This is a genomic window from Pseudoteredinibacter isoporae (assembly GCF_011602085.1).
Lineage (GTDB): Bacteria > Pseudomonadota > Gammaproteobacteria > Pseudomonadales > Cellvibrionaceae > Pseudoteredinibacter > Pseudoteredinibacter isoporae.
The window spans coordinates 845,190-858,923 of sequence record NZ_JAAONY010000002.1; the positions used below are offsets into that span (position 1 = coordinate 845,190).

Annotated in this window: 9 protein-coding genes; 3 read left to right on the forward strand and 6 right to left on the reverse strand. The window is 50.2% G+C overall.

The genetic code is table 11. The features are described from left to right. Nucleotides 1–192: 192 nt before the first annotated feature. The 4 genes from G8768_RS12260 to recJ all read right to left on the reverse strand — a co-directional run bounded on the left by G8768_RS12260 (nucleotide 193) and on the right by recJ (nucleotide 6,472). The gene (locus G8768_RS12260) at nucleotides 193–2,100 is read right to left on the reverse strand and encodes a cation:proton antiporter (RefSeq protein WP_166846515.1); all 1,908 of its coding nucleotides are present in this window, start codon (nucleotides 2,098–2,100) and stop codon (nucleotides 193–195) included. Between the two features lie 323 nt (nucleotides 2,101–2,423). Continuing rightward, nucleotides 2,424–3,437: a polyphosphate kinase 2 gene (ppk2, locus tag G8768_RS12265; protein ID WP_341801005.1), complete on the reverse strand. Its 1,014-nt coding sequence runs from the start codon at nucleotides 3,435–3,437 to the stop codon at nucleotides 2,424–2,426. 202 nt (nucleotides 3,438–3,639) lie between these two features. Further along, the gene (locus G8768_RS12270; protein ID WP_166846511.1) at nucleotides 3,640–4,605 is read right to left on the reverse strand and encodes an NAD-dependent epimerase/dehydratase family protein; all 966 of its coding nucleotides are present in this window, start codon (nucleotides 4,603–4,605) and stop codon (nucleotides 3,640–3,642) included. 121 nt (nucleotides 4,606–4,726) lie between these two features. Then, a complete protein-coding gene (recJ, locus tag G8768_RS12275) occupies nucleotides 4,727–6,472 on the reverse strand; it encodes a single-stranded-DNA-specific exonuclease RecJ (protein WP_166846509.1) in 1,746 nt (581 codons plus the stop codon). A gap of 127 nt (nucleotides 6,473–6,599) precedes the next feature. On the opposite strand from recJ, the gene G8768_RS12280 reads away from it, so the two are divergent. Beyond that, nucleotides 6,600–6,959 (forward strand): cupin domain-containing protein, encoded by a 360-nt coding sequence (locus tag G8768_RS12280; RefSeq protein ID WP_166846507.1) that lies wholly within the window; start codon nucleotides 6,600–6,602, stop codon nucleotides 6,957–6,959. Nucleotides 6,960–7,749: 790 nt separating this feature from the next. On the opposite strand, the gene G8768_RS12285 is transcribed toward G8768_RS12280, so the two are convergent. Further along, on the reverse strand, nucleotides 7,750–9,816 hold the full coding sequence (locus G8768_RS12285) for a M13 family metallopeptidase (protein WP_166846505.1): 2,067 nt from the start codon (nucleotides 9,814–9,816) through the stop codon (nucleotides 7,750–7,752). 123 nt (nucleotides 9,817–9,939) lie between these two features. Here G8768_RS12285 and udk point away from each other — a divergent pair, with 123 nt between their 5' ends. Together udk and G8768_RS12295 are read left to right on the forward strand one after the other, a co-directional pair. Beyond that, on the forward strand, nucleotides 9,940–10,581 hold the full coding sequence (gene udk / locus G8768_RS12290) for a uridine kinase (protein WP_166846502.1): 642 nt from the start codon (nucleotides 9,940–9,942) through the stop codon (nucleotides 10,579–10,581). Nucleotides 10,582–10,624: 43 nt separating this feature from the next. Next, entirely contained in the window at nucleotides 10,625–11,854 is a 1,230-nt protein-coding gene (locus G8768_RS12295; protein WP_166846499.1) for a NupC/NupG family nucleoside CNT transporter, read from the forward strand. A 119-nt stretch (nucleotides 11,855–11,973) separates the two neighbouring features. Here G8768_RS12295 and G8768_RS12300 read toward each other — a convergent pair whose 3' ends face one another. Further along, on the reverse strand, nucleotides 11,974–13,521 hold the full coding sequence (locus G8768_RS12300; protein WP_166846496.1) for an AMP-binding protein: 1,548 nt from the start codon (nucleotides 13,519–13,521) through the stop codon (nucleotides 11,974–11,976). Nucleotides 13,522–13,734: the final 213 nt, after the last annotated feature.

The window sequence follows — 13,734 nt, forward strand, 5'->3', positions numbered from 1 at the left end:
AAGTAACCACACAAAAATTGGCAAAATGTACCCGCTAAGAATTTATCATAGGTGAAAAAAGGTCGCTTTATAATGGCGACTAATGACAGATAACAGCGAGGACTGCCAAGTTGAAAGAGACTATTTTCAAGGTTTATTTTGAACTATAAACAAACCGAAGCTTAACGCTTCGGTTTATAGGGAAACGAGTATTCAGGAAGGTTCGGGATCAAATCCTGGCAAGCTGGGCTGCTCGGTATCACCATTCTTTTTGTTCTGTTTTTTCTTCTTTTTCTCGAGCTGCTTTTCCTGTTTTTTTACCGCTTCTTCCGCATCGGCTTCAGCGAGCGCCAATACCGTTGAACCGGGTTCAGGGTGAGTATCATCACCTACCAACACCGGCATGGCTTTTCCTTTGGAGCTAATGATGAACAAGGGGATACGCTTGCCAACGTAATCAGATTGATACATCGCCCAGCTGTATTCTTCGGTAATGTTGGTGCTTTTGATTTCAGCCCCTTTGTTCATTTTTGTCGCCAGATCATAGTAGCTGATGTCTTCGGCAAAGAGCTTGTGGCCCTGATAGCTGTCCGCAAACTGGTGCTTGTCGAAGCTGTTCATATCTCGCACGGACATCAGGCTGTAAATACGATCGCTCCCGAAATCCGCTCGAAAATGTACAGCGGATATTGCGTTCAGATGTTGCTGTCGGGAAATGGCTAAAAGGCTGCCCATGCCACTCAAATCCAAATAAGTTTCCGCATGATCCGAAACCGGGTTGCCATAAAATGTATCCAAGCCCTCCATGCGAGCTTGACGAATATCATTCCAGTTGGAATCCACCAGCAGGCAAGGCAGGTCGTGGCGCTGAAATTCCTTGGCGAGTGCCCGCGAAAAGGCATTGGCCCCCACCATTAGAAAACCTCTTGGCGTGGGCTCTGCTACACCCAGCCAGCGCGCCAGTAAACGCGAAGTACTGCTTTGCAGCACTACGGTGCCAATAATCATAAAGAAGGTCATGGGCACCAACAGCGCCGCTTCTTCAAAGCCTGCGGCTAACAAACGGTCGGCAAAGATAGCCGAGATCGCCGCGGCAACAATCCCTCGAGGTGCAATCCAGGCGAGCAGACCCCGTTCAGGCCAGCTGACATCCAGCCCCCAGGTACTCACCAGAATTTTCAGCGGACGCGCGACAAACTGCAACACCAGCAACAGAGTCAGTGCCGGCCAGAAGATATCCGCCAGCTGCTGCAAATCAATCCGCGCCGCCAATAAGATAAACAGCATAGAGATCAGTAATAAGCTCAGATGCTCTTTGAAGTTCAGAATCGGGTGAATATCGAGATCGGATTTGTTCGCCAACCACATCCCCATTACGGTGACTGCGATTAATCCTGATTCGTGCACCACGGCATTGGAACCGCTGAAAGCAATCAGAACCAGGCTGAGGGTGGCGATATTCTGCAAATATTCGGGAATCAGGTTTTTGCTCAATAACAAACCCAGAATGATTCCCGCTGCAACGCCGATAGCGGTACCGGCGGCAACTGCCTCCAGAAACAGCAGTAAAACATGACTGGCCGGCAAATTATTCACACTGGCCAGAATAAATTCAAAGGTAATAACCGCCATCAGGGCACCCACCGGGTCGATGGCAATGCCTTCCCAGCGCAAAATATTGGCGATCTTGGCGGTGGGGCGCACGGCTCTCAACATGGGCACAATCACGGTTGGTCCCGTCACAATCACAATTGCCCCAAACAGCGCACTCACTTGCCAGCTGAAACTGAAAATCATATGAGTTGCAATGGCGACAACCACCCAGGTGACCAGGGCACCGACTGTGATCATTCGCCGCACTACCCGATCGACCCCCTGAATCTCTTTTAAATTCAGTGTGAGACTGCCCTCAAACAGAATAATGGCCACCGACATCGACACCATGGGCATGAGCAGATCACCCAACATTGCGTCCGGGTCAACCCACCCGGTTACCGGCCCGGCGATCAATCCGCTTAACAGGAGAAACAGAATGGCTGGCAACTTCACTCGCCAGGCCAACCACTGACACAACATGGCAACGACGAGGACAAGGGCGAGAACGAGTTCCAGATGGGGCATCAGACTTCCTTATTGTGATTTTCTAGCAAGCATAGCAGTTTACCCCATTCGTGCTGAATATTGGGTGAGCCGTTAATCAATGGTCGCTCTCAAGCGATTTGTTTGATTCCGGGGGCAGAACCCAGGTCCAGCGGGCAGACCTTGTTTTTCCGTTCCGAATGCTGCATCCATGCAGCTACCCGTTCCATCCAGGAGCCTAGTCACTCCAAAACAAGGCCTGCCCGCTGAACCTTACCAGGGTGGCACCTCAATAGCAGTCCAAACAAAAAGGCCGAGGTTTTAACTCGGCCCTTGTGTACATTTACAAATCAACTTGTGACGCTTTACCAATCCCCTAAATGATGCCCCAGAATATGCTTGGATTTGGCAATAATATGCTCGCTGTGACCAACAATCAGTGGATCCGGGCGACGTACCACATGCTCATCTTTATCGGGATAAGGCAGACTGTTTAAGAAGTGCATCATACACGCCAAGCGGGCACGCTTTTTATCATTGGACTTCACAATCGTCCACGGTGCATCCGCCGTATCGGTGTAGAAGAACATCGCCTCCTTGGCCTCGGCATACTCGTCCCACTTACTCAAAGACGCTTTATCAATCGGAGACAACTTCCACTGCTTCAGAGGATCATTCGCACGACTTTCAAAGCGACGTGCCTGCTCCTCCTGGCCCACTGAGAACCAATACTTGAACAAACGAATACCACTGCGCACCATCATGCGTTCCAGCTCCGGTGTCTGGCGCATAAACTCCAGATATTCTTCCGGCGTACAGAACTCCATAACCCGCTCTACACCGGCGCGGTTGTACCAGGAGCGGTCAAACAAGACCATCTCACCACGCGTGGGCAAATGTTTAATATAACGTTGAAAGTACCACTGGCCCGCTTCATTTTCCGACGGTTTTTCCAGCGCAACTACACGGGCACCACGAGGGTTCAAATGTTCGGTGAAGCGCTTGATCGCGCCTCCCTTACCGGCGGCGTCACGACCTTCGAAAATCATCACGATCTTCTGGCCGGTGTCCTTAACCCACTTTTGGACTTTCAGCAGCTCAATTTGCAGCTGGCGTTTTTTACGATCGTAATCCTGGCGCTTGAGTTTGGTCTTGTAGGGATATTCTCCACTTAAAAACAACCTGCGGATTGCCTCGGGATCTTTACGCAATTCAGCCAAGTATTGCAGATGGTCCACCGAATCTTCACCCTCGACAATCGCACTGGCAGCTTCACCAGCGAGGGTTTCCAGCGTCTCCTCATTCACAGCACTGAAATCAACTTCTGCCAATTCGCTGTGGTTGGGCAAAGGTTCAGTGTTCACTGTATCGTCTTTCACGGTTTCTCTCCTAGTTTCAAATTCGTCCACTTGGCATAGGCTGTTATCTAATTTGACGAAATTAGAGCGTCTTCAGAACACGATGCGCCTATTTAGTTTATATGTTCAGTATGACACTTATATACCACAGGCCAAGGACACATTTGCTGATCTAAAACAAGGAAAACCAGCCCGGAATGGAGGCTGGCACAAGGCGCTGTTTTCAGTGGGCTTTTCCGAGCTGAGCCATGCCTTCCTGCCAGCTGATGATAGGGCTATACCCCAATGCCTTGCGAGCTTTGCTGTCATCCAATGTGCAGTTGCGGGACATCACCATCACCGCGTATTTGTTCAGTGGTGGTTCGCTGGAAAGGTTCAGTAAGCGCCACATGCCCTCGCACAACGCCCCCAAGGCTTCAGCAAACCAGAGCGGCAAATTCTTATTCCCCAATTCAAGGTTTTTACTGGCCGCCATTCCCTCAATCATCTGCCGCAGACTGTGATCCGCATCGTCCAGTACAAAGTAGGCCTCGCCACCCTCGCCTTTCGTCAACGCCAGTTCAATAGCGTGAATCAAGTTATCAATATGGGTAGAAGACGTCATGGCTTTGCCGTGATTGATCCATACCCAGGCATTGCGTTCGCACATTTGCTCAATGGCCGGCAGCAGGGTTTGATCACCCGGCCCCCAGATCAAACGGGGACGAATCACCAGGCAAGTCATTTCAGCGCTATTGGCGGCCATTACGCTCTGTTCAGCCTGAGCCTTGCTGGCGCAATAGGGGTACGGAGAATCCGGAGCAAGCGGATAATGTTCATCCGCCTTGAAAAGATCCTGCCCATGCACCAAACCGGCTTCGGTTCCGATATGAATAAACCGTTTTACGCCGGCTTGCTTGGCCGCCTTGAGCACATTTTCCGTGCCCAGAACATTGGCCTTAAACCAGGCATCTTTTGGTCCCCAGGCTTCCACATAAGCGGCACTGTGAATCACCAGTTCACAATCACCAAGGTGTTCGGCCTTGATAGACTCAAGATCGCAACGTTCAGGACGCCCTCCGAGGGATTTGATTAACTGATCACTTTCGGCACGGCGTGACATAGCGACAACTTCATGCCCGCGATCCACCAGCATTGCCAAAGCCGCTTTGCCCACAAAGCCCGAGGCTCCGGTAAGAAATATTTTCATGTGCAGTTCCGTATTCGTTATTGTTATCGTGGCCCGGTTTAAACACCGGACTGTTGCTGAACTTTAATCGGATTACCACAAGAGGCTCCAGAGGCATTACCGTTTTTTACAGTGGAGCGGCTTATAACACCTCAATATGGTTCACCAACAATTGCAGACTGCGTCGTCCGCGAAATTCATTGACGTCGAGTTTAAAGGAAAGGTGCAGACGCTCAGCGCGATAGTTGGGCCATTGATCGGTATCGACGTTAAACGCAATAGCATCAATTAACTGCTGTCCCCCGGCCTCAAGGCTCACAGTAAATTTCAAATGGCGATCACCCACAATCCGCTGATTCACCAGATAAAACTCCCCATCGAAACTCGGCTCTGGAAAATTCTGGCCCCAGGGGCCGGCGGCCTGCAACATTTCAGCAACCGGCATACTGAGTTCACTGTGGGACAAGGCACCATCGCTAATGATCTTTGCCTGCAGATCATCGCTATTCAACTGCTCTCTCACCACATCATCGAAAGCTTTCTGGAAATCTTCAAAACGATTTTTGTCCAAACTCATGCCCGCTGCCATGGCATGCCCACCAAATTTGTTTAGCAAGCCGGGGTTGCGAGCGGCAACCGTATCCAGTGCGTCACGGATATGCAGCCCCGCGATGGAGCGTGCCGATCCCTTGATCGTTCCCGCATCGCTGTCCTCATCGGCAAACATAATCACCGGACGGTGATATTTATCTTTAATGCGCGAAGCCAGAATACCAATAACCCCCTGATGCCAATCGGCCTGATAGAGGCTCAGGCCCCAGGGCATTTCATGTTCATCAAGATTGATTTGGCTGAGAGTATTGAGCGCCTGCTTCTGCATGGATTGCTCGATACTTTTTCGATCGCGATTTAAATCGTCCAGCTGTGTCGCAAGTTCCGCAGCATGCCCCTCATTAGGCGCCATCAAACAATCGATTCCCAGACTCATATCATCCAGACGCCCGGCCGCATTCAAACGTGGCCCCAAAACAAACCCCAAATCCACCGAGCTGATTTTGTCACAGGGTCGCCCGGCAACATTCAATAAGGCCTGAATACCCGGGCGAGACTGCCCCGCTCTAATTCGAGCCAGCCCCTGTTGCACCAGAATACGATTGGGATGATCGAGAGTGACCACATCGGCAATCGTGCCCAGCGCCACAAGATCCAATAACGAACCCAGATTCGGTTCAGGAATGCTCTGATCCGTAAACCACTGCACATCCCTCAGATGTTTGCGTAAAGCCAACATCACATAGAAAATCACCCCCACTCCGGCGAGATTTTTACTCGGGAATTCACAGCCAGGCTGGTTCGGGTTCACAATCGCAACTGCAGCGGGAATCTCATCACCGGGCAAATGATGATCTGTGACCAGAACATCCATGCCCAGCTCGCGGGCGCGTGCAACCCCCTGCACACTGGAAATGCCATTATCCACAGTGATCAGAAGATCGGGCTTGTCACTGGCACTGGCGGCAACCTCCACAATTTCCGGAGTCAGGCCATAGCCATACTCAAAGCGATTGGGAACCAGAAAGTCGATATGGTGCAGGCCCATCGCCTGCAGAGCCTGCATAGCCACGGTCGTGCTGGTCGCACCATCGGCATCGAAATCACCAACAATCAACACCCGCTCCTGCTTTTGCAGTGCGTGCCATAAACGCTCCACGGCCTGCTCTATGCCCTTTAGCAGTGTTGGCTGGGGCAACTTCGCCAGTTGTAACTCCAGCTCCTCCAGTTGCTCAACTCCGCGACTGGCGTATATGCGCTGTAATAAAACCGGAAGATCGGACTGCTGCAATGCCGAACTGGGGCTGGAGGGACGCTGGCAAATAATGGTGCTCATTAAGAATTCGGGCCTGATTTGTCGATTGGATGGGGCGTTATCTTGAAAGCGCCAGTATAACCGCCTTGACCTGGAATCTTCGAGCCATTAAATTACCGAATCATCATTCAACTTTGAGATTAGTACCATGTCCATATCCATTTTGCGCATGCCGGCCTCCAGTGCTGGCGGCGAAAACAGCCCTATTGCCCCCGCCAAGCTGATCAGCGGCCAGCCCATGCAGGAAACCCACAATATGTTCACCAACAACGCTGAAAACTTTTTCTGTGGGGTGTGGCGCTCGGAGGAAGGCAAATGGAATATTGAATACAGCGAAGATGAGTTCTGCTACATGATCAGCGGTGAAGCGATCATTTGCAGTGAAGACGGAACATGCGAAACCGTAAAAGCCGGTGACGCATTTGCCATTCCGGCAGGCTTCAAAGGCACTTGGGAAAGTATTGGCCACGCTCAAAAATTCTACGCGATTTACGAAGCTTCTGAATAGACGCCATGATGTAAAACACGAGCACATCATACCGCCCAGGGATGGGCATCATTGACGAAGTATCAAATTGAAACCTTGCCGATATGAAGGCAAGAGGCAATCAAGACCAGGGGCAAAAAATCAGAGGGCATTAAAGAAAAATAGTGCGACGTTCGGTTTTCCTGTCCTAACCGGTAAACCGGTGTGATCAGCATCCTGCCAATCTCCTTACTGCAAATCGACCTCAACACTTCCTTGCTTACGATTTGACCCAAACGCCGCGAGTTTCCATACAAACTTGTCAACCTGAAAAACAAAAAGCATTAACTGATTTTGATTTTTAAGTTGTAAACTCAGTATAAATGTCTGAAGAAAAATAAACAGAGCGAAAAAGAAAAATCACTAAAACTAGTTAGGCACTTTAAATTGATCCAAATTGATTAAATTAAAATGCAATTTCTTTATCGAGCTTCAAACATTATCTACTCACTAGTTTAGTGGAAAATAAAATTTTATCGAGCAGGTTTACTCAACATTTTGACGGTTTTCGTCGATAAAATCACAGAACAACTGCCAAGACCGTCACTTCAGCTTTAATATTTCTTTCATAATTTCTGGCAAGCCTGAAAAACAAACAACTTTTTGAATTAAAAACAGAGTAAAAAGGTTTAAACAATAGAAAGCCTGCTCTGGAAGGCCGTAAGCACAAATTGTCGTCTCGATAAATCAAAAAACCCAGACATAAAAAAACCGCCGGGAAATCGGCGGTTTTTTTGATCCAGCTCAAATGCAGCCAGATAACAAGATCGTGTTACCAGATGGAAACGCGTTCTTCCGGTGGCAGGTACATGCCATCGCCCGGTTTCACATCAAAGGCTTCGTAGAAAGCATCGATGTTTGGCATTACACCGTTAACACGATACAAAGCTGGCGAATGCGGATCGGTTTTCAGCTGCTTGCTGAGATACTCTTCACGCGCTTTACTGCGCCAGGCTTGCGCCCATCCCAGAAACACACGCTGCTCACCAGTAAATCCATCAATCATCGGGGATGGCTTGCCTTTTAATGACGCCTTGTAGGCTTTATAGGCAATGCTCAAACCACCGAGATCACCGATGTTTTCACCAATGGTTAACTCACCGTTAACGTGTTCGCCGGGCAGTGGTTCGAATTTATTGTACTGGTCGATCAACTTCTTGGTGCGATCTTTAAACTTGGCCAGATCTTCTTCAGTCCACCAGTTGCGCAGATACCCATCACCATCATATCGCGAACCCTGGTCGTCAAAGCCGTGACCAATCTCGTGACCGATAACTGCACCGATGGCCCCATAGTTTACGGCATCATCCGCTTCAAGATTAAAGAACGGCGGCTGTAAAATTGCGGCAGGGAAAACGATTTCGTTCAGAATCGGATTAAAGTAGGCATTCACAGTTTGCGGGCTCATACCCCAACGTTCACGGTCTACCGGCTTGCCCAACTGATCGATCATATAATCGTGTTCAAACTTGCGTGCGCGTTGCAGATTGCCCACCAGCTCATCCGCTTTCAAACTCAGGGCACTGTAATCGCGCCATTTGTCGGGATAGCCAATCTTGGTACGGAATTTACCCAGCTTGTCTTTCGCCGCGACTTTGGTTTCATCACCCATCCACTCAAGGTTGTCAATGGATACACCGTAGGCGGCAATCAGATTCTCAACCAGAGTTTTCATACGGGCCTTGGCTTGCGGCGGGAAATGGCGAGCAACGTATTCCTGCCCCAGCAATTCACCAAGGTTATTATTCAGGGCACTCACAGCACGCTTCCAACGAGCACTCGGCTCTTTTACACCGTATAAATGGGCGCTGCGGAATGCAAAGCGAGCATCAAACAAGGCCTTATGCATCTCAGCGGCGTAGCTGTCCATCAAATGCAGTTTAAAATACAGCTTCCAGGTCGCCAGATCGGTATCTTTCACAATCTTGGGCAAGGCTTGCAGGTAACTGGGCTGATAGACAATGTATTCTTTCTGCCCGGCAACACCTGCGGCTTTCAGGAAACCCTGCCAGGCATCAACGCCGATATCACCCATCCAGCCGTTGATTTCTTCATTGCTGAGGCGGTTGTAGGTTTTTTCACTGTCACGGTTTTCCACCTTGGTCCAGTGATGTTCCGCCATGGCTTTTTCCAGAGCGTATACCTTGGTGGTATCGCCTTTCAGGCCGCCTAAGTCTGCCAGGGATTTCAGGTACTCCTGATATTTAGCCTGGGTCTTTTGGGCTTTTTCAGTATCGTCGAAATAGTAGTCGCGATCAGGCAAGCCCAGTCCGTCTTGAACCAGATACACAACATTGGTGTTGGGATCTTTCTTGTCGGCGTAAACCCAGAAGGCCGCTGGCGAGGTGTCGCTCATGATCCCGGCCTGGGCAAAGTACTTCACCACATCGCCTTTGTTCTGGATATTGTCGATGGCGGCGAATTCTGCTTGCAGGGGCTTCATGCCCAGCTCATCGACCAGGGCTTCATTCATGTAACTGTTGTAAAGATTGCCGATTTGCTGGCCCGATTCGGAATCGGCCTTTTTGGAGACTTCTTCGATAATCGCTCGAATTTGCGATTTGCTGTTTTCAGCCAGGACGTTAAAGGTACCCCAGCGAGACTTGTCGTCTGGAATCTTGTGACTGTCTACCCAATGACCGTTGGTGTGGCGGAACATGTCATCAGCAGCTCGTACGCTCCTGTCCATACCGCTGGTATCAATACCGGATTTCATGGCCACTTGCTGGGCCTGAACTTCGGTATCAGCACTGGCTGTTTTTTCGCCACTGCCAACTTGTGGACCGCTACAGGCGGTGGCCGCCAGAGCAATGGCGCAAGCCAATAATTTACGTTTCATCTCATTAATCCCCTTCAGTGTTTGGCCAATAGTTTTGGCAGCTTATTTGTTCTATGACGCGTGAATTGCAGCGTCTGTATTGCTATAGTGCGGCCTCTCCACTTAGACGATAGAAATTGCCCAATGCGTTCAACCATTATTCTGATTAGCGGGCCCTCCGGTTCAGGTAAATCGACCCTGAGCGAGGCCCTCGCCGAAACCCTGAGTGAATCACTCGGGCCGGACTGTATAAATATCATCCACGAAGATAACTATTATCGGGATCAGAACGATAAACCCTTCGAGGAACGCTGTGAACAGAATTACGATCACCCGAGCGCCTTTGAGCATGAACTACTGTTAACCCAGTTACAGCAACTCCAGTCGGGTCAAAGTGTCGACATGCCAGTCTACGACTTTTGCCAACACACCCGCAGCGATCAGGTCAAAACCCTGAAGCCCAGCAAGATCATTATCGTGGAAGGCATTTTGTTGCTCTCCCAAGCCAAGCTACGGGATTTCTCCGATTTGAACATCTATGTCGATGCGCCCATTGATATCTGTTTAATTAGACGTTTGGAACGGGATATCCACCAACGCGGACGTGATATGGCCTCCGTTCTCAGTCAATACCAGGCCACGGTGCGCCCTATGGCCGAAGCCTTTATTCTGCCCTCACGCCAGCACGCGGATGTGGTATTATCTGGCACGTCAAAGCCGGGACGCAGCCTGGCATTACTTCGTGACCACCTCGCTACTGTGGTTGGCACGCAGGCACCGAGCTAACAAGGCTCACTTATAAGATCAAATAACAGCCAAGGAGCGTCCTTTGACTTCTTTGATACCTCTGGTAGGCATGCTGTGCCTGCTGGCCGTTGCTTTTGCATTTTCCAAAAACCGCCGCTCCATCAGTTGGCGCACGGTTGTCGCCGCTTTTTTAACCCAGGTCGCTTTGGGCGCCTTGGTGCTTTATGTGCCTTTTGGCCAAACCATGCTGGCCAGCCTGTCTGAAACCGTCTCCAGTGTTTTGAACTACGCCCAAGACGGCATCAAGTTTTTGTTCGGTGACCTTGGTCGCATGAAGATGGGCTTTATCTTTGCCTTTCACGTCTTGCCGGTGGTCATCTTCTTCTCTGCCCTGGTCGCGGTGCTGTATCACTGGGGCGTGATGATCTGGGTGATCCGTATTATTGGCGGCGGTCTGCGCAAGTTACTGGGTACCAGTCGCCCCGAGTCCATGGTTGCCGCCGCGAATATCTTTATCGGTCAGGCCGAAGCCCCTCTGACGATCAAACCTTACATCCCTACTCTTAGCCGCTCCCAACTGTTCGCCGTGATGGTGGGTGGTACTGCAACGGTAGCGGGTTCGGTATTGGCCGGCTACGTTGGCCTGGGCGTTGAGCTGAAATATCTGTTGGCCGCCAGCTTTATGGCCGCACCGGGTGCGCTGTTGATGGCCAAAATGCTGGAGCCGGAAACTGAAGAGCTGGATGCAGAATCTGAAAATGGCGAGATTTTTAAAGAAAGTTATGTGAACGTGATCGATGCCGCCGCCAGTGGTACCTCACAAGGTCTGATTCTGGCCGCCAACATCGGCGCCATGTTGATTGCGTTTATCGCGCTGATCGCCATGCTGAATGGTATTTTGGGTGCCGTCGGCGGCTGGATCGGTGTCGAGCAATTATCGTTGGAATGGATTCTTGGTCATGTCTTCCGCATTGTGGCGGTGCTGATGGGTGTGCCCTGGGAAGAGTCGATTACCGCTGGCAGTCTGATTGGTCAGAAGCTCGTATTGAACGAGTTTATCGCCTATGCAAATTTCGCTGAGATTAAAGAGCAATTGAGTCCATACAGTCAGGCGGTAATCACGTTTGCACTCTGTGGCTTTGCGAACTTCTCTTCGATCGGTATTTTGCTGGGTGGCTTCGGTACGATTGCACCGGAACGTCGCCAGGATGTTGCCAAACTGGGCTTGAAGGCGGTTATCGGTGGCTTTATGGCAAACCTGATGAGCGCTTGCATTGCAGGCTTCTTCTTATCGTTTACTTTGGCCGCCTAAGCGGCCTTTCCGGCTCCGAATCCAGATAACGTTCGGGCTTAGGCCCGAGCTTTGCGTCAGGTCCCCGAACCTAGAAATGAGCACCTAGGCATCAGCACTTCAACGACAATGTGCGACGACTAAATCTGTCTCCCCGCGCCTTCCCAATACGGGTCTTTTAGACGCTTCTTAAAAATCTTACCGCTGTCTTCCCGTGGCAAAGCCTCATGAACATCGAGTTTTCTGGGCATTTTAAATCGTGCCAATTGGCCCTCAAGAGCATGTTGCAGTTCACCCAGACTCAGTACCTGACCGTCTTGTAACTGAACCGCAGCGACAATTTTTTCACCGAACTCTTCGTCGGGAGCACCGAAAACCGCGCAATCGAGCACCTGTGGCAAGCGCAGTATTTCAGCTTCAATTTCTGAAGGAAAAATATTGGCACCGCCGGAAATGATCATCTCTTTTTTACGGTCGCTGATAAACAGAAACCCCTCATCATCCAGATAACCCACATCGCCGACCGTTGCAAAGCCACCCAACTCCTGATCAGTCAGATCACCTTCACTATTGGTATAGCCAAAACCCGAAGCCAGCATGGAGTGAATATAGATGGTGCCAGTTTCCCCCGGCCCAAGCTCCTGGAGTTCATCATTGAGAATTTTAATGGCCGTTCCTTCCCGGGCACGACCAACCGATCCGGGTTTTTCCAGGGCCTCTGTCGCGCTGATCAACGTCATAAAACCTAATTCGCTGGCACCATAACTTTCGTAAAAGATCGGCCCAAACCAATCAATCATGGCTTGTTTTACGTCCACTGGACATGGCGATCCGGTAGAAACGGAATAACGCAGACTGCAGACATCATACTGTTCTCTGACTTCTTGAGGCAGCTTCAGCAGACGAATCATCATAGTGGGGACAATATACGCGTGAGTGATTTTTTCGCGTTCAACGATTTTGAGAAAATCTTCCGGGTCAAACTGGGACTCGATGTAAATATCGACGTCGGTTGCCGACAACGCAGACAGACTGAGCGTGTTCGGTGCGCTGTGATACATCGGCGCGGCCATATAAAACTTGTCGCCCGGCTGGAGGAACATAAACCCCTGAGCCAACATTTGGTACATCATATAGCGATCAGGCGCGTCGGGATGACTGGGGCGCACAATCCCTTTCGGGCGCCCAGTGCTGCCTGAGGTGTACGCAAACAAACCTCGAACCTTTTGGGGTGCAGAAGCGATTTCTTCAGCTGCCTCGATTGCGGCATGGAGATTTTGATACCCTCCTTCCTCGGTAACCGTTCCCAGCTCATACCTTTCAATAATTGATCGTGGCGTCGCTTGCGCCAACACAGCGATACCGGCGATTTGCTCCCTAAACACTGTGTGTTCACTTAAAACATTCAGTAAATCTCTGTGGCCTAGTAAAACCTTCGCCTTGGAGTCTTCCAGAATATGCGCGATTTCAGCCGCAGAACCATGCCAGTTCAAGGCCACATAGCGCGCGCCAACATAGCGACAGGCTTCGATGATTTGCAGATACATTGGCTCGTTGCGCATCAATATGGCAATCGCATCATCCGGCCGAACGCCGTTGGCCACCAATACGGAAGCGATCTTTTTTACGCCGCTGAGAAAGGAAGTTTCTGATAATGCCTGACCGGCAAAAACAATTTGGGATGGCATGCTGAGTTCTCTCTGCTGAATCCTATACGATCGTAGTGTTCAGCCTAGACTCTCATTAAACTTTTTAGCGCACTAGGGTTAAAGACGACATTCGGGAAGTGGATAGGGAAAGAAAAGAATCAAGGCCTCCAGAACTCATTCGTGAAAACAAGGCAGGATTAATGGCTTTAAACCCATCCTGCCCTCTAGCTTGTCACTGTATAGAGACAATCA